We start from the raw sequence: 17,757 nt of genomic DNA, 5'->3' as shown, positions 1-17,757 counted from the left end.
TCGCCGGTCGCGCGAACGCTTCGGCCTATACGGCCACGCGCAGGGCGCGCTCAGCGACCATTTTGTCGATGGCGCCGTCGTCGTACCCCAGCTCGCGCAGCACCTCGCGCGAATGCTCGCCGACCCTGGGAGCCGGTCCGCCGATCGCAACCTGGTTGACCTCGAAGCGGGCTGCCGGCTTCGGCTGCCGCACCCGGCCGACTTTCGGCTGATCGAATTCGGCGATGATGCCGCGTGCGACCACCTGTTCATTATAAATGATTTCGCCCCGCCGCAGGATTGGCGCACATGGCACGTCCGCGGCGTCCAGGCGCTCCAGCCATTCGGCTGTCGTGCGCTGGCCGATGTACTCCGCCATCTTGTTGATTCGCGCCGTGGCGTTGACCGAACGCGCCGATGGGGTCGCAAAGCGGGGATCATTGGCAAGCTCGGGATCGCCGGAGGCGCGACAGAAACCCTGCCATTCGGAATCGGAGATGGTGCCCGCGGTGATGTAACCGTCGCTCGTCTTGAACACGAGATCCGGCCGATCATTCGGATCGGCGGCGGCCGCCTCGGCGCCGATCACCGTGTACTGCATCATGCCTTCCGGCCACAGATACGAGATCATCGCATCCAGCATCGCAACCTGGATGTGGTCGCCCTGCCCCGTCTTCTCACGCGCATAGAGCGCCGCCGCCACAGCCTGCGCGGTGAACACCGCTGTTGTCTTGTCACATACGATGGTGCGGATCATCTGCGGCCGGTTCGTGACCGGCTGCGACTGGATATCGGCAAAGCCGGACAGGCCCTGAATGATCGGATCATAGACCCGCTTCTTCACATAAGGGCCGCTATCTCCGACGCCGCTGATCGAGACGTAGATCAGACGCGGATGGCGCTGACGCAATTCCGCGACGCCGAGACCAAGGCGCTCCATGGTGCCGGGCCGGAAATTCTGCACCAGGACGTCGGCCTGCGCGACCAGCCTGGCGAGCACCTCACGCCCGGACCCGCTCTTGACATCGATCGACAGCGAACGCTTGCCACGGTTTGACGAGATGAACAGCGCGGAGAACTCGCCTTCCTTGTCGATGGTGGCGCGGCTGCGGCGGGTGATATCGCCGCCAATCGGCTCGATCTTCAGCACGTCGGCGCCCTGATCCGCCAGAAACATGGTCGCGAATGGGCCCGACACCACGCCGGTCAAGTCCAGAACACGAACGCCGTGAAGTGGGCCGGCCATTGCACTCTCCCTGAATCTTGTTCTGCCGAAGTTGCCACGCACACGTTTCGTTTCGCCGCGTGCCGTGGCCAGGATATTCCGAACCGCAATTCGCGACGTCAAGCCGTTCTTGAAACGCGCTGACGGGTCTGCTCGACAATCGACTCCTCGACGTCGCGGAGCTGATCCTTGCCGAAAAACATTTCCTTGCCAACGAAGAACGTCGGTGAACCAAATGCGCCGCGGCTGACCGCGTCGTTGGTCAGATCGATCAGCCTCTTCTTGATGTCATCCTGCTGCGCGCGCGCAATCAGTCTGTCGATATCGATCCCCGAGGACACGAAAGCGCTCCGGAAGATTTCCGGATCATCCATCTTCTTGGGCTGTTCCCACATGTGGTGATAGGCAGCCCGGAAATAGGGCTCGAACACGCCTTCGAACTGGGCCGCGACAGCTCCGCGCATCAGCATCAGGGTGTTGACCGGAAAGAACGGATTCTGGCGAAATTTCGCGATGTTGTGGCGTCGGATAAACCGCTGAGTCTCGAGCGCCTGGTATTCCGGCTTGTTCTTGATCCCCCGAAGCGAGTCGAACGGCGACATGTTGCCGGTTGCCTTGTAGATGCCGCCGAGCAGAACCGGGACATACTCGAATTTCACGCCGGTCCGCTGCTCGATGCCCGGGATAGCGATTTCCGCCAGATAAGCGTTCGGGCTGCCGAAATCGAACTGGAATTCAACCTTTAGCGTCATCTCGACTTCCTCCCGGAGCGCATTGGCAGGTACTGATGATCCGATCGCCAGCTCCAACTGTCTGCATCCTATAGTTCTAAAATTGAACTGTCAAATGTGACGAGATTCAAGCCACTTTGGCTAGCTTGGAAGGGTATTGTTTGGAATTTAGTACCTATCTAGAATGCAAGGGCCTGCACCGGCTTCCGTGACGATTCGAGACGGCCCATGCCGGGATGACTGGAGAGCCTGAATGAAGTGGAAAGAACTCGAGGAAGAGCCATGTTCGATGGCCCGAACCATCGGCGTGATCGGCGATCGCTGGACTCTCCTGATCCTGCGCGAATGCTTTCTGCGCACGCGGCGCTTCGAGGGATTTCAGTCGGCGCTCGGAATCACGCGGCACTTGCTCGCCGAGCGACTGAAAAAGCTGGTTCGGCAGGGCATCCTGCGCCGCATTCCATACCAGGAATCACCCAAGCGCCACGAATACATCCTGACTCAAAAGGGACTCGATCTGTATCCGATCATGATGGCGATCGTGCATTGGGGCGATACTCACATGGTCGACGAGCGCGGCCGGCCTTTGCTGCACCAGCACCGGAAGTGCGGAAAGGACTTCGATCCGGTCATGGTGTGCTCCGAGTGCGGAGAGCCGCTGTCGGCCAAGGAGGTTCATACTCACCCAGGGCCGGGTGCCCGCGGCACCCCGGCGACAAACGCGCCGGAGATCCGGAAGGCAAAGGCGCGCTCACGCGCCGCTTGAGATGGACGCGCACGGCATGCTGCATCGACCGCGCCGTGCAGCAGATGGCTACGCAAGCGAGTGCCTGCGGGCGCCGTCGAGCCGACACAGGATGTCCGAAACCGCCCCGCAACGCTGAACTCGCTCTTACACCCGGACCACATCTCGGCTCGGTTCGTTCGCGTAGAGATGCTCAACCTGTTCGGAGCGAACTTTCAGCACCGCACGCTGATTGACATAGGCCTTGTCGGTGATTTCTCCGGCCGCCATTGACGGCGGATCCTTCAGCAGAGAGAAGGAACAGATTCTCTCGCTGCTTCCGACGGTCTCGTTGTAGTCCCGAAAGCGATCCTTCAGAAATTGAATCACGAGAGGGTCGCAGGTCAAATCCGGGGCTGGAGTCTGCGAGATGCGCGCCGCCTCGGTCGGGTTCAACCAGCAGAGCAGCGCGCACGCCTCGCGATTTTCGCCGGCAACAACAATGTCCAGCAAGACGCCGCGTGTCGCGGCCAGGATTGCCGCGCGCATGTTGCCGATCGAGACCCAGGTGCCGTTCGCGAGCTTGAAGTTCTCGGAAATTCTACCCGTAAAGCGCAGCCCAAGCTCCGGCTTCTCTGGATCCAGAAACGAGACGGTATCGCCGATGCGATAGAATCCTTCCTCATCGAAGGCCCTTTCCGTCAAATCCGGCCGTCCGAGATAACCGGGCGTGACGTTGGGTCCCTTGACCCTCGCCTCGTAGGTATAGGAAACGGGGATCAGTTTTAACTGCAGCCCCGGCGCGGGAAGACCAATCTCCCCCGGCTGATCCGTTGCCCAATGGGTCGTACTGATCGTCGGGGCCGTTTCGGTCGTGCCGTAACCCGACATCACCGGAATCCGCCGTCCCGTAATTGATGACGTCAACCGATACAGTTTCTCAAGCGTGGCTTGCGAAATTGCAGCCCCGGCGTAGCTCAAGCGATCCATCCGCTTGAACACACTGGCGCCAAGATCGAGGTCCTTCTCGACCGCGTCACATAGGAGATTATAGCCGGCGGGTACGTTGAACATCGCGGTCGGCGAAATCTCCTTGAGATTGGCAACGGTCTTGTGAAAGAGCTGCGGCAGGGGCCGGCCATCGTCGATATAGAGCGTCCCGCCATTCTTGAGGATGCTGTGAAGGATGACATTGCTGCCCATCGTATGGTGCCAAGGCAGCCACTCCACCTGGACCGGCGCAGCCTGAGGAGACACGAGCAGACTCCCCATTTCCAGGGCGCTCGCCATCATGCGGTGGGTGTTGAGCACCCCTTTCGGGAAGCCAGTCGAACCGGACGTGAAGAGAATCTTGGCAACCGCGTCACAAGAGACCGCGCGTGACGCCCGGGCAAATCCTTCGCTCCCGGTTCTGCCTGTCAGGGTGCGGAAAGGCACCGTATCCGGCGCGCCGTCGACGCTGATCCAGGTCGCGGCTGCCAACTCCGCAATGGAGCGGCCAGCGGAAAAGTCGCGTCCGCTTTGGACGAAAACGAAGCTCGGGCGCAGCACTTCCGCGATGTCCTCGAGACGAGCGAGGCCACCGGGCATCAGCGTGTAGTTCGGCGATATCGGCGCCAGGATGACCCCTATCGACATCGCCGCAAAAGAGATCACCGCGTTCTCGATGGAGTTTCCTGAAAGTACTGCCAGCTTGTCAGCCGGCTTTGCGCCCATATCGATCAGGCTTTGGCCGACCGCTTGAACCTGCGACCATGCCTCGCCGTAGGTGATCTCGTCCCATCCACCCTTCGCATTGCGTTGCGCAAGGAACACTCGGTCCGGAACGGCGTCTGCCCAGCTCGGTAGAAAATCGGTGATGCGCCAGTCACACGGCTTCCATTCGAGAGGCGAGCTCAATATGAGCGTGCCGTCGGGTCGACGCTCGATGCAAAGCTCCCTTGGCGCAAACGTCAGTGCCTTCGTCGACATCGAAATGACCTCCTGAATTGCTGGAAGGGCGATCGCACGCGCTGCCCCCTCTTGTGCCCAGCGCCGGCGGCCGGCACAATTAATGCCCCATCCGCCACCTTGCCCGTTGCGCGCTCATTCGGACCTGGCGTCCAGCACGTCCCCGAAGGCTTCCCAGGTCGTGCCGGTCCATCGCTGCAGGCGCATCTGCGTCCAGATCATGTTCTCGGTTTCGCTGGTGTTGACCTTGATCCCCGGCAGCGCGGTCGGGACGACGAAATCCCTAAGGTTCTTGGCCTGCGCAAGAATATTCTTGCGGGACAGATCATTTCCGCATTGCTTCAGGATTTGCTCGAGCAGGATGCCTTGCTGATAGCCCGTTAGATAGCTGCCGTTGGTGATGTCGACGCCCGGCAAATACTTGTCGAGAAACGCCCGGTAGGCCTGCATGGCAGGGTCGTCTTTCCACGCTTGATCTACGATATCCTTGTTGATTGTCCCGACGATCACGCCGACTGATTTGTCGAGACCGGCCGGCGCGAGCGTGCCTCCAACCGAACCGGACGGAAAGTTGATGATAACCGTCGCCTTCCAGCCGATCACGGAGACTTGGCGGATCGCCTGCGCGGCGAACTTCGGTGTTCCTGCGATCATCAGGGCGTCGGCACCGGAGTTCTTCAGATTGGTGACCTGTGAATCGACGGTCGGTTCGGTGACCTCATAGGAAGCGCTGACGACCTTTCGATCGTACTCCTTGCCGAGAAACGCTTTGAAGGCATTGACGTAATCTTTGCCGAGATCGTCGTTTTGATAGAGGATCGCATACTTGGCGTTCGGCAGCGTCTTCGTCAGATATTTGGCGTAGATTTTTCCTTCGGTGTCGTAGCTGACAAGGCCTGTCGTGGTCAGCGGGTAACTGGTGACGTCGGTGAATTTCGATGATCCGCTGATGATTGCGATGCTGGGCACGCCTTTCGTCTTCAGGTATTTTGCCGTCGCCGAAATGCCGGGAGTGCCGAGTTGGCCGAACATGAACGCCACTTCATCGCTCTCAACGAGCTTGCGGACCTGCTCCACCGCTTTGGGCGGGCTGTACGCGTCATCATAGGCGATGTAGTTGATCTTGCGTCCGTTAATGCCGCCGCGGTCATTCAGCGATTGAATGTATGCGATCAGTCCCTTGCCCACGAGACCGATCGATGATGCCGGTCCACTGAACGGAAACACCCCGCCGATCTTGATCTCGGTCTCAGTGACCCCCGGCTCGTCGGCCGCGAATGCCGGTCCGCTCAAAAGCAACGCCAGAGCCGCAACGATCTTCGGATTCACCAACATTGCTCGTCCTCCCTCATGCGCACCCTTCCGGGTACGTCATTGTGTTTTGTTGCGTCACCGGCTGCTCGCCCGGCGTCACGCCGAGCGAAACTGGGCGCCTCGCTATCCAAGCGCGGACTGGCCCAGCGCGCAGCAAGCCTTGCGGTCGTTGAGATCGGCCGGCTTATCCTCAACCATACAGTTCTGTTTTAGAACTCGTCAAGCACTTAGATGACAGTCCACTGGCAGCGAGCGGCGCGCTTTCAGCGTGCCGGGAAGTTGCGCGTTAGAGCGGAAGAGCCATCAGTCCGCGAGGCGCGGGATACGCCCACACGCTGGAATATCGACCGAGAAAGGCACGCGTGATGTGCCTTTTCCAACCAAATATGTAAATTCTATTATTGAACTTTATTGATCTGGGGAGATGCAATCAAACGAGATGGCTTCGAATGGCAGCACAACACCCGGGCCGGACGAGCTTCACGTCATCGACAGCGTCGGGCATACGAGTTGATCAGACTTTGTCGGAAACGATCCACACATCAGGACGAAGGCTGGCCACGTCTGCGAGCTCGAAACCCCAATCTTTCCAGCGTGGCCATGAGCGCCTCTGGATCAAAGGGCTTCGCGACTATATGCAGCAGCACATCTTGCACAAACCGGCGACGGAGATCCTCACTGACATAGCCAGTTGCCAATACGATTGGCAAACCTGGCCAAAGGGCCCTGATCTCGGCGACGAGTCCATCGCCTGGTTTGTCGGGCAGTCCAAGGTCCACTATTGCGGCGGCTAGCTTGTCGCCGACGCTGCGGATCTTTGCGAGGGCCTCGTGGAAGCTGCCAGCTTCCTCGGCCTCCAGTCCTGCTCGCGCCAGGGCATCCACCACCAACATGCGAATGAGAACTTCGTCATCAACGACAAGAATGCGATCGCCTTCCTGACCTTCTTGGCGACGATCCAGCAATTCCCGAATGCGCGAGGCCAGAGCTGCAAAGCTGAAAGGCTTGCTGAGCAATTCAACGCCGGGAGCGAGCCGTCCTTCGCATAGTAGGACGCTACCGGCATAAGCCGTTGTGATCAATATCTTCACGGAGGGCTTGATCGCGCGAATGCGGTCGGCGAGGGCTCTGCCGTCCATGGCGCCCGGCAGACCGAGATCGGTGAACAGAAGGTGGATTCCATCTTCGCGATCCAAAATCTCAAGAGCCGAAGCCGCATCGATCGCCGCAAAGACAACGTAGCCTAGCTCGCGCAGGCTGCTGACGGTGTAATTGCGGACATCCTCGTCATCCTCAACGACGAGGATGCCTTCGCTCTCGCCGGCAAGCGGAACCTGATCGATCAATTTCTGGCCGTCGCTTGGCTGAAGGGCGCGGCGCGATTCTGCTACCTTTGGGAAGTAGACCTTGACGGTCGTTCCGATTCCGGGCTCGCTGTAGAGTCTCACGTGCCCGCCGGTCTGTTTGACAAAGCCGTAGACTTGGCTGAGCCCGAGGCCAGTCCCGCGTCCATCGGCTTTGGTGGTGAAAAACGGCTCAAATACCTTCTTAAGGATGTCCGGACTCATCCCGGTGCCCGTGTCGGCAACCGCAATCATTACATGCGGTCCGGCCGTCACCTCCGCGTTTGCCGCAGCATAGACCCTGTCGAGCTGGACATTCGCCGTCTCGATCATGAGCTCGCCGCCGTTCGGCATCGCGTCGCGTGCGTTGACGGCGAGGTTCACGATAGCGGCTTCAAGTTCGGTCGGATCTGTCTCTATGTTCCAAGCCGCAGGATCGAGCGCGGAGCGGACATTAATGCTCTCGCCCAGTGTGCGCTGGAGTAAATCGGACATCCCCAACACGAGTTCGTTGACATCGATGGTGACGGGCGCTAGCGGCTTTTGGCGCGCAAAGGCGAGCAACCGTTCAGTGAGAGCTGCCGCGCGGCGTGCGCCGCGCGTCGCGTTGTCAAGGGCCTGGATCCGCGCGGTTGCTGCAGAGGACTGCCGGCGCGCACTCTCCAGATTTCCAAGAACGACCGTTAGCAGATTGTTGAAATCATGCGCAATGCCGGCCGTCAGCCGGCCGACGGCCTCCATCTTGGCGGACTGCCTCAGGCGCTCCTCCGTCGCCTTTCGCGCCGATATATCACGCAGGCTCGCCAGAAGGGCAGGTCGGCGATCCCATGTCGTTTCCACAACCCGGATCTCGGCCTCGGCTGAATCGCCGCCCGGACGATGCAGGGCGATCTCCGTCGTTTCTCCCCCGATGAGGGGGATGCCTATCTGCGAACCGATCAGCGCTTCTCGCGTTCGACCGAAAATCTGCTCCGCGGCCGGATTGACGAACAACACAGTGCCGTCTTCGTCAACCACGACAATACCGTCGGCATTCTTCTCGACGAGGAATCTGATATCTGCCTGATCGATACTGTCCCTTCCGCGGGGACCTGCCGCATTCATCGTGGTCTCTCGCATCGGCCTGGAATTTTGAGGAGTCGAATCCTTAGTGTCCGTACTCGGCATTACCCCCGGTGAACACGTTGGGCGCCGCTTCGAAAGCTGCTCCAAGATGCATGCCGGCATTGTCGATGGTGAATCGCCGAATTTCCTTGGCGTGTTCGCTGCCGCGCATCTTCAGGATCATGAGTCCTCGATGCATTGTGTTCTGTTCCTGGATGTAGCGCAGCAAGATGATCGAGTCGGTGAGGGTTGAAATATGTTGCTCGCTGGCACTTTCGCCACCGACCAGCGACTTGCTGGTTGCGGTACAGAGGCCGGCGATTTCTCGTTTCTTGATGAATGACGTGAGGCTGATCAGGAATTCACGAAATCCGGTATCAGGTGCGATCCGCTCCAGCGCGGAGAGACTGTCGATGGCGATCCGACTCGGTTGAAATTCGTCAACCAGGCTCTGGATCGTGATGAGATGATCCGGCAGTCCCTGTGCCTCCGGATAAAGACAGACAATCTTGAGCCTGCCGTCAGCCTCCATCTGCGCGAAATCCACGCCCCACCCGCTTGCATTGCGAAATAGCTGGCCTCTGCTCTCTTCGTAACCGAACAGGATGGACTTTTCTCCCGCGGCAACCCCACCGGCGAGGAAATTCGTCACTAGCAGAGTTTTGCCGGTTCCTGTGGCGCCGCTGACAAGCGTGACGCTGTCGCGGAAAAAGCCGCCGCCACACATCTCGTCGATCGCCGGATTGCCACTGGTCACCCGGACCATGCTCGATTGCGCTCGAGGCGCAGTGACGACAAGGGCACGGCCACGACGCCCTTGTTTTCCAGCAAGGTAAAAGGCGCTTCGCCTTCAGCATGATGGCTGCCGCGCATCTTGAGCACTTCGATCGTGCGGCGGCGCTTTTCACGATGAAGCACGTTTCGCAAGATGACGACGTTATCGGCGACGAACTCCTCCAGGCGGTGACGCGTGATCTCTCCGTATTCATTGTTGCGCTCGGCGGTCATAAGCACGGCGAGCTTCGATTTTTTCAAGGCACTGCTGATGCGGAACAGCTCGCGACGCAGGATCTTTGGATCACCGATGAAATGATCAAAAAGCTGCGTAAGCGAGTCGAGCACCACGCGACGGGCGCGGACGGTCTTCACGGCATGGTCGATGCGTGCCAACAGACCGGCCAGATCGTAGTCGCCGACTACCAGTTCGTCGCTCGCCGAAGGGCTCGCATCGACGAAGGCCAAACGGCCTTCCTTGCGCCAGGCCGGAAGATCCCAGCCGAAGCCACGCATATTCGCCTCGATGTCGGTGGGCGGCTCTTCGAACGTCACCAGCACTCCGTTCTCACCGTAGTGAGTGATCCCGTGAGCGAGAAATTGCGTAGCGAAGACCGTTTTGCCGCTGCCAGGTGTTCCACCGACGACCGTAGTGCGCCCGCGCGGGAGGCCGCCCATGACCAGTTCATCGAAGGCATTCACACCTGTCTTCACTCGATCGAGAACGTCGGAGACCTCCACCGCCTCCTCTTGCGTGATCATGCGGACTCCCCTTTCGGTTCTAGGCCAAGAAACTCCAGGACGCGCTTGATATCGCCGAGGTCGCCGATGATTCGCCGTGAACGCTCGGGATGTTCATAGGCAAGGGTCGGCGTTGCCAGGATGCCGGCTTTCTCGGCGAGTTCCGGCTCTTCCTGCACGTCGATGACCTCAATCTTCAACTCGGGCCCGATCTGTGCCTGGAGCCCTGCGAGCTGCTTCTCGGCACGCCGCGCAGTCGCGGACGCTCCGGCAACATAAAGGCGGAGGATGGCATCCATCACGGGGCATAGCCTCGTTGCATATCGCGCGCCGCTAGCAGGCACTGTGCGGACCTGCAGCCGCCCTTTCAAAGCGGACGATCCATTCATCCGCGCATGCGATAGATGGAAGAGTAAGAACAGCGTTCGGGCGGCACGCGCAAGAGAGAGAGAAATACCAAGATACTAGTAAGGCTCATTCCTGCGGAGCATTCCGACGCGGCGGCCTTAGCCGCCGCGGCGGCAGAGCATCATGGCTGGTGACCCCGCGCTCACGGGCCCAGATGATCGCGGCGCTCCGACGATTGACGCCGATCTTTCGGTAAAGTGAAGCGATGTGGTTGCGGATCGTATTCTGTGAAAGATTCAGCATGGTACCCATTTGGGCATCGCTGCGGCCTTCGCAGATGAGGCCCAAAACTTCGCACTCTCGATCCGAGAGAATGTCCAAATCCGAGAGCCTTGGCACCGCCCGTTTGGTTGGACGGAACGCCTTGAGCTTTTCGATGAAGGCGCGCGTAAACCAGGACGCATCCGTCATTGCTGCCTCGACCGCCGCGATGGCATCGTATCCCTGGACGTCCTGAAGCGGTTCGTATTCCCGGATCAGGCACAACGTCGCCGCCTCGCCATTGATCATCACTTCCTGGACATGGAGACAGCAGTGAACGCCGAGGTCAGGATCGAGCCCCCGCAATGTCGCCGCCAACTGTTCGATGCCGCCGTTCAGACGCGCGCGCGTACGCTCATCCATCCACGCAATCTCGCAATTAGAATCAAGCAGGATCGCGCCCGTGCCGAGCGCGGACAGGACGCGCGCGAGGCGTTCCTCTAGACACGAATGATCGTTCGCCACTTTGTCCATGGCGTTCCCCCTTTGCGATCGATGTGAGGGCTGACCAACTGTGAAACGTTCGTTCGCTCTGATAACGCCGGGCGAGAAATGTCGTTCCCTTGGGCCAAGCCATTAGTAAAAAAGCACTATTTCGGTTGAAATGACCTGGAGCATCCTTGGTAGGTCTTGAAGCCGTCTTGGGCGGCATCCGGGGTTGGATGGTTGATTGGTCGCTACAAGCTCATAGAGCTTCTCGTCCTGTCGCCGAGGAGGTCGACTCGAGTCACGCCCTTCCCTGTGCCGAAATTCGACGCCGGACTTCCAGGCATCCGGGCTAGGCCCAACATTGGCGGGCCCTTCGTTTGGATCGCGACCTTATTGGGACGCATTTCGCAGAGGAAGTTTTGTCGCTCGAAAACTGGCCCTCTGCCACCGATCGGCGTCTCCTCAGGCGTTGCCCGGATAGATCGAGCCGGTTGCTGGATCGATTGCGGCGATGGCGGGCGCGATGAGTGCGAGCAGGATGATGTGTAGAGGAAATCGGGTGGGGGCGCCGCTGTCGGAACGACGGTTATCCGCAATCCAGGCTCACGCAATGCCCCCGCACCAAATCGTAGTTTAGCGCACAAAAGCGAAGTGATGGTGCCCAGGGAGGGAATCATACGCAATCACCGACGCGACGAACCGTTGTTTGTTCTTAGTATGGTGGCGTGAGCGCTTGGCACAGTGGCGGAGGTCATCGCGAATCCCACAACGCGGGAGAGCCCCGCTTGGCGGGCAGCCTAGCTCTCTGGGAAGCGTCCTTATGGCCTGCCGGAACCCGCCGCTTATTCGAACCCCTGGCGAGGTTCAAATCCTGCGCTCGCAACACCCGATTCTTGCGATTGAACAAATCGTTCCGCGATTGGGAGCATAGGACCGTTGCCCTCCGAAGGTGGAGGCCACACGTTCGAATCGGGTCGGGGTGCGCCATTTCGGAATGCGCTATCGCCGCCAAAATGCGCCGGTTACCCGATGCAAGAGAGCAAACGGCAAATTGCGCTGACGGAGTGCGAACCAAGTGCACTATCACCGTGATTCTGAATGTCAAATACGGACAGTACTCGCGGCCGAAGCGGCTGATCGCAGTGCTACCTCCGGCCGGGGAACGCTGACTCAACCGGGATAACCGGTACCCGGCCTCGGGACAGTGATGCAACAGGCCCTTCGCAACCGTCCGTCGGGGGTGCGCTCTCGATGCCGAACGTTGTGGCGAGTTCTCTAACGCCAACCGGAGTCACGACGAGCGCGCGGCTATCCCGGACATGCTCGACCCAATCGTGCTCGAGCGCGTGATGAAGAATGGCAGCGCCGACCGCCCCTGCCAGATGCGGCCGCCGCTCGCTCCAGTCGAGACAGGGGCGACAGAACACTCGGCGCCTGGAGGCGAGGCGAAGATCGACGCCCAACTCATCGGAGAATGACCGACCGGCATCGGTTAATTGTCCGCCATCCTCGTCGAGCAGAACAAACGACTGTTGGACCAGCCGGTCGGCGATTGCGACAGCGATGCGGCCGGCCATGTGGTCATAGCACGTGCGCGCGTGTCGGAGCGTCTCTCCGCCGCGCCAGAGATTGCGCTGCCGGGCGGGGCCTTCCTGCGCCACGACCATGAGACCTTCCAGCACGCGCGCGACGGACGGAGAGGCCAAGCGGAAATATCGTCGTCGGCCCTGCTTCGCGAGCGCGAGCAATCCGGCGTCGCTGAGTTTCGCAAGATGGCCACTCGCTGTCTGCGGCGCCACGCCAGACACATAGGCAAGCTCCGAGGCGGTCAACGTTCGGCCATCCATCAGCGCGCTCAGCATGTTGGCGCGCGCCGGATCGCCGATGAGCGCCGCGACTTGGGCGATTTTGGGTCCCGTGTCCATGTCTTTCTCCTAACGCCGACGAGGACGCAGTGCCAGCGCAAATACTTCGGCCGAGACCGTAGTAGTTCCGCAAGACTGGTTCGATCACCGGACATAGGTTGCCTGGACACCAACAAGCCCAGCGAAAGCAAGTGCCGCGATGGGCGAAAGATATCATCCCCGCGGCTCCGAATATTCGATTGGTATCGAATGATGATCGCAAAGCAGGCTTATCCGAGCCGTCAAATTCTCACAGACAACTGAGTGTGATCAATGCAAACAGCTTCGCTCAACACAAGGCGGCCGGAACAAGCCCGCTCCCACAACACGTCATCCCGTTCGCCTCTCGCGACGGCGCTGGCGCTTGCCGCCACGAGCCTCGGCCTCGGCGTGGTGCAGCTCGATATCACCATCGTCAACACTGCGCTGAGCAGCATCGGCACCTCGCTCGGCGGCAGCGTCGCCGAGCTGCAATGGGTGGTGACCGCCTATACCATCGCGTTCGCTGCCTTCATTTTGACCGCCGGCGCGCTCGGTGACCGCGTTGGCGCCAAACGGATATTCATCGGGGGCTTTGCAATCTTCACGTTGGCTTCGCTCGCCTGCGCACTGGCCCCGTCAGCGATGTTCCTGATCGCTGCGCGCTCCGTGCAGGGCCTGGCGGCGGCGATCCTGGTGCCGAACTCGCTGACGCTGCTCAATCACGCATATACCGATCCGAAGGCGCGCGTCCGCGCTGTCGGCTTCTGGGCCGCAGGTGCGAGCGTCGCACTGACTTCGGGGCCGTTCGTCGGCGGCGCGCTGATCGCGCTGGTCGGATGGCGCGCCGTCTTTCTCGTCAACCTGCCGATTGGCGCCGCCGGCCTCTGGCTTGCCTGGCGCTATGCCGAGGAGACGCCGCGGCTCGCGCAGCGCGAGATCGATCTGCCGGGACAGATCGCGGCGATTGCAACCCTCGGCACACTGGCCGGCGCCCTGATCGAGGGCGGCGCGCTCGGCTGGAGCCACCCGCTCGTCATCGTAGGCTTCGCGGCGGCGGCCGTAATCGGGCTCGTGTTCGTATGGCGCGAGGCGCGCGCGCCACAACCGATGCTGCCGCTGTCGCTGTTCCGCCATCGCATGTTCGCGCTGACCGCTCTGGTCGGGCTTCTCTTCAACATCGCCTTCTACGGCCTGATCTTCGTGCTCAGTCTCTACTTCCAGAAGGTCAATGGCTGGTCGCCGTTCGCAACGGGGCTCGCCTTCGTGCCCATGATGGCCATGGTGCTGCCCGCCAACCTGGTCACCGCGTCGGTCAGCGAGCGCCTCGGCGCGCCGCAAACCATTGCTTTGGCTTGTGTGATCACTGCCGCGGGCTGCGTTGCGCTGCTGCCCATGGCCTCAGGCACCAGCTACGGGGCGATCGGCGCTCAGCTCATGGTCCTCGGGGCGGGCTCGGCCTGCTCGTGCCGTCCTTGACCTCAACGCTGCTCGGCAGTGTCGAGAAGTCGCGATCCGGCATCGCCGCCGGCGTATTGAACGCGACGCGGCAGACCGGCAGCGTGCTCGGCGCTGCCCTGTTCGGCTCGCTGGTCAGAGGGAACAACGCGTTCATGACGGGCGCGCATGCCTCGCTCGTGATATCGGCCGCTGTGTTGCTCGCAGGTGCGTTCGCGATCTGGCATGGCCGGGCAAAGGAGGAACGATGAAGGGGCACAGGTCGAGCTCGTGTGGCGCCCCGGGGGGCCGCAGCACGTCCTACCTTCGGGAAAGAGTGCGCTCCATCGGCAGATGGCTTTTCAGTCTCGTCAGTAGATGGATCGCGGCCTTCATCACTCAACGCAAATACCAAGCGAGTTTGGCCTTCTTGCGTAGTCTCAGCGATGAAGAGCTGCGAGATATGGGCCTTCATCGCGGTCTGATAGGCCCAGCTCTGAAGGATGCCGCCAGCTATCGTGCGTCGAGACAGCGCCCGAACCCCTATTGTGCAAAACGGAAGTCTGACGAAAGCTCGAGGTCATCCGAGGGCCCTGCTCGGACATACGTCGAGTGAGCCTGTGATTGCGCGCTAATGGTACGCAAACGCGCGCGTAAGCGACCGTGATCTCGCCCCCTGTACCCATGATCGCAAGTTGGCTGCGGGTGATTTGATCCCGCGGACCTAAACGATTGATTGTTAGGGCGACCTTCCACGCTCAAAACAAAAACCAAGCCCTTGGGAGAGAAATTCGCGAGCGCCCTTCGCGGCGATCATCCAGCGAACGCAGTCGTACAAAATCGTGCTCTAGCGTGGGAAAGCGTGGATTTGGTGCCCAGGGAGGGAATCACACGCAATCACCGACATGACGGACCGCTGTTTATCCTTACCATCGTAGCGTGAGCCAAGCGCGCACTTCCAGAAGGGTCACTCCGGCAGCCCCGCCTTGCGCAGACCGGCGCTGAATCTGGCGAGATGCTCAGGTCGCCGGATAGCAATCCAGCCTTCGAGACTGGAAATACGAAACGTGGGATCCAGCTTCCGCAAATGTTGGAGCGCGGTGTCCGCCTGCTCGGTTCGACCGGCGAGCGCATGACTTGCCGCGCTGATGGCTACTACGAACAAGAAACTCGGCAGTTGCCTGAAGGATTGTTCGGCCCAGGAAGAGGCCATGTCATAGCGCCCGGCAAACAGATGCGACATGGCCATACCTGCCTGCATCCGGAACATCTCCGGATCCAGCGGACTGAAACGCATTGCGCGCGTGAAGAATTCGATCGCGGTGTCGGGATCACCGCGCTCGGTTCTGAGAAAGCCGCCCAGGAACCAGGCAGCCGCCAGGTTCGGGTTGAGCACCAGCGCCTTGTCGACGAGCGCGATGCCGCCGTCCAGGTCGCCTGTCAGATGGGCAAGCGCATGTCCACCCCTTGTGAGCGCGACGGCGTCGTCCTTGCCCAATTCTACGGCAAGGCGCGCCAATCGGACGCCTTCCGCGATTTCCGGCGACCGGTCGGTCATCCAGCCATTTATCTTCCGCCAGAAATGACACCACGCTGCCATGGCATGGGCAGAGGCAAACTCCGGATCGAGCTGCATAGCCTTGTAAAACAGCGGTAGCGCCTCATCGATCGCCTGCCGCGTTCCGCGATGCAAATGAGGCATGCCGCGCAAATAGTTGTCGTAGGCACTGAGGCTGCCGGTCGGTTTCCGCCTGGCGCGCTCGATTTCCGCCCGCTCGAGCTGCGAGGCGACCGCTCCGACGATGCTGGTGGCGATCTGGTCCTGAAGCTCGAAGACGTCGTCGAGTGTCCCTTCGAATCTCTCGGCCCAAAGGTGGGTGCCGGTTGCCGTATCAACGAGCTGGCCCGTGATACGAATCCGATCTTCGGACTGGCGTACGCTGCCCTCGACGACATAACGCACGCCAAGCTCGCGCCCCACCTGCTTCTCGTCCACCGTCCTGCCTTTGTAGGTGAAGCTTGAGTTGCGCGCGATCACGAAAAGCCAGCGAATGCGCGACAAGGCCGTGATGATGTCCTCGACGATCCCATCGGCAAAATAATCCTGCTCAACGTCGCCACTGAGATTGCGGAACGGCAAGATCGCGATCGACGGAGAATCCGGCAGGGTCAGGACGGGCCCGAGCCTTTCACTCACGATAGTCGAATCCGTGATCGAGGTGTTCGCGGACGATTCCACCTCCTGGGTCTTGCCGACAAACCGAACGCCTTTGCGAGAAACCGTCCGGATCAGGCGCTGCTCCTTACCGGTGTCACTGATCGCCTTGCGCACCGCGTTGATGTGGCTTGTCAACGTCGACTCTGAGACGATCCGGCCGTTCCACACGGCCTGCAGGAGATCGTCTCTGGTCACCACTTGCTCGCGATTCCGGATCAGATAGAGCAGCAGATCGAACACTTTCGGGCCAACGGCGATGAGCTCTGAGCCTCGCCTGAGTTCGCGCAGGTCGGCGTCAAGGCAATAATCGTCGAATAGAAACTGCACTTTCGCGCTCCGCTTGGACGAGAACCCAAGGAAAATTCAACGGCAATTCAAGCTGACTGCAAGGCCTTCCGGCCGGCACGGGCGCATTCTCCCGCTGTTTTTGGGAGCAAGGGCATTGGTAGCTTGGAAAAAAGCTGAGGGTCATGAAGATTGTCGTCATTGGCGGTACTGGCCTCATCGGGACGAAGCTTGCTGACAAGCTGCTTCGGAAGGGCCATGAGGTGATTCGAGCAGCCCCCAGCACGGGCGTCAACACCATTACGGGCGAGGGTCTCGAGAAGGCGCTATCGGGTGCGGAAATTGTCGTCGATGTCGCGAACTCGCCGTCCTTCGAGGACAATGCGGTCTTGAAATTCTTCGAAACTTCGGGCCGTAATCTTCTCGCTGCCGAGGCCGCCGCCAAAGTGCGGCACCATGTCGCGCTGTCCGTCGTCGGGACCGATCGCCTTCAGGAATGCGGTTACTTTCGCGCCAAGCTCGCGCAGGAAGACCTGATCAAGGCGTCAGGGATCCCCTACACGATCCTGCGCGCAACGCAGTTCTTCGAGTTCATTGGCGGGATCGTCGATACCTCCGCGGATAGGCAAATCGTCAGGCTGTCACCTGCTCTGATTCAGCCCGTGTCGTCGGAAGACGTCGCCGCCGCACTGGCCGACGTCACGCTCGGCGCTCCCGTCAACGGCCTCGTTGAACTGGCCGGCCCGGAACGATTCAGCCTCGATGACTTTGCCCGAAAATATCTGGTCGCGACGAAGGACCCACGCAAGGTCGTCGCCGACATCCACGCCCGCTATTTCGGTGCAGAGCTCGATGATCGGTCACTCACGCCGGGCGGCGACGCTCGGCTCGGCTCAATGCGCTTTGAAGACTGGTTGGCTGGGCTCCGCAAGTAACAAGCCCGGCCTGCCG

Annotated in this window: 13 protein-coding genes and 1 pseudogene; 3 read left to right on the top strand and 11 right to left on the bottom strand. The window is 60.5% G+C overall.

What is annotated here, in order from left to right; genetic code table 11:
* Positions 1–25: 25 nt before the first annotated feature.
* Entirely contained in the window at positions 26–1,225 is a 1,200-nt protein-coding gene (locus MTX19_RS06360) for a CoA transferase (RefSeq protein WP_280982891.1), read from the bottom strand.
* A 98-nt stretch (positions 1,226–1,323) separates the two neighbouring features.
* Complete coding sequence (locus MTX19_RS06355) at positions 1,324–1,956, bottom strand: 2-hydroxychromene-2-carboxylate isomerase (RefSeq protein ID WP_280982890.1); 633 nt, start codon at positions 1,954–1,956, stop codon at positions 1,324–1,326.
* A gap of 232 nt (positions 1,957–2,188) precedes the next feature.
* Between MTX19_RS06355 and MTX19_RS06350 the strand changes: the two genes are divergently transcribed.
* Complete coding sequence (locus MTX19_RS06350; RefSeq protein ID WP_280985888.1) at positions 2,189–2,701, top strand: helix-turn-helix domain-containing protein; 513 nt, start codon at positions 2,189–2,191, stop codon at positions 2,699–2,701.
* 126 nt (positions 2,702–2,827) lie between these two features.
* Here MTX19_RS06350 and MTX19_RS06345 read toward each other — a convergent pair whose 3' ends face one another.
* The 8 genes from MTX19_RS06345 to MTX19_RS06310 form a co-directional block, all read right to left on the bottom strand.
* Positions 2,828–4,630, bottom strand: a complete 1,803-nt coding sequence (locus MTX19_RS06345; protein WP_280982889.1) for an AMP-binding protein — start codon at positions 4,628–4,630, stop codon at positions 2,828–2,830.
* Positions 4,631–4,744: 114 nt separating this feature from the next.
* Positions 4,745–5,944 carry an ABC transporter substrate-binding protein gene (locus MTX19_RS06340; RefSeq protein ID WP_280982888.1) on the bottom strand — a complete coding sequence of 400 codons (1,200 nt, stop codon included), beginning with the start codon at positions 5,942–5,944 and terminating at the stop codon, positions 4,745–4,747.
* A 521-nt stretch (positions 5,945–6,465) separates the two neighbouring features.
* The gene (locus MTX19_RS06335; RefSeq protein ID WP_280985887.1) at positions 6,466–8,370 is read right to left on the bottom strand and encodes a response regulator; all 1,905 of its coding nucleotides are present in this window, start codon (positions 8,368–8,370) and stop codon (positions 6,466–6,468) included.
* A gap of 43 nt (positions 8,371–8,413) precedes the next feature.
* On the bottom strand, positions 8,414–9,136 hold the full coding sequence (locus tag MTX19_RS06330; RefSeq protein ID WP_280982886.1) for an ATPase domain-containing protein: 723 nt from the start codon (positions 9,134–9,136) through the stop codon (positions 8,414–8,416).
* On the bottom strand, positions 9,124–9,906 hold the full coding sequence (locus tag MTX19_RS06325; RefSeq protein ID WP_280982885.1) for an ATPase domain-containing protein: 783 nt from the start codon (positions 9,904–9,906) through the stop codon (positions 9,124–9,126). Before MTX19_RS06325 ends, MTX19_RS06330 begins: the two co-directional genes overlap by 13 nt.
* Complete coding sequence (locus MTX19_RS06320) at positions 9,903–10,184, bottom strand: circadian clock KaiB family protein (RefSeq protein WP_280982884.1); 282 nt, start codon at positions 10,182–10,184, stop codon at positions 9,903–9,905. The genes MTX19_RS06325 and MTX19_RS06320 overlap by 4 nt, the downstream gene beginning before the upstream one ends.
* 175 nt (positions 10,185–10,359) lie before the next feature.
* Complete coding sequence (locus MTX19_RS06315; protein WP_280982883.1) at positions 10,360–11,028, bottom strand: LuxR C-terminal-related transcriptional regulator; 669 nt, start codon at positions 11,026–11,028, stop codon at positions 10,360–10,362.
* Between the two features lie 1,100 nt (positions 11,029–12,128).
* Positions 12,129–12,908 (bottom strand): helix-turn-helix transcriptional regulator, encoded by a 780-nt coding sequence (locus tag MTX19_RS06310; protein WP_280982882.1) that lies wholly within the window; start codon positions 12,906–12,908, stop codon positions 12,129–12,131.
* Between the two features lie 252 nt (positions 12,909–13,160).
* Between MTX19_RS06310 and MTX19_RS06305 the strand changes: the two are divergent.
* Positions 13,161–14,575: pseudogene (locus tag MTX19_RS06305) on the top strand (MFS transporter).
* A gap of 695 nt (positions 14,576–15,270) precedes the next feature.
* On the opposite strand, the gene MTX19_RS06300 reads toward MTX19_RS06305, so the two are convergent.
* Positions 15,271–16,848, bottom strand: coding sequence for a winged helix-turn-helix domain-containing tetratricopeptide repeat protein (locus MTX19_RS06300; RefSeq protein ID WP_280982881.1), 1,578 nt, complete (start codon positions 16,846–16,848; stop codon positions 15,271–15,273).
* A gap of 143 nt (positions 16,849–16,991) precedes the next feature.
* Between MTX19_RS06300 and MTX19_RS06295 the strand changes: the two genes are divergently transcribed.
* Positions 16,992–17,741: an SDR family oxidoreductase gene (locus MTX19_RS06295; RefSeq protein ID WP_280982880.1), complete on the top strand. Its 750-nt coding sequence runs from the start codon at positions 16,992–16,994 to the stop codon at positions 17,739–17,741.
* Positions 17,742–17,757: the final 16 nt, after the last annotated feature.

Source organism: Bradyrhizobium sp. ISRA464 (genome assembly GCF_029910095.1).
Classification (GTDB): domain Bacteria; phylum Pseudomonadota; class Alphaproteobacteria; order Rhizobiales; family Xanthobacteraceae; genus Bradyrhizobium.
This window is presented reverse-complemented; position numbering and strand designations above follow the sequence as displayed.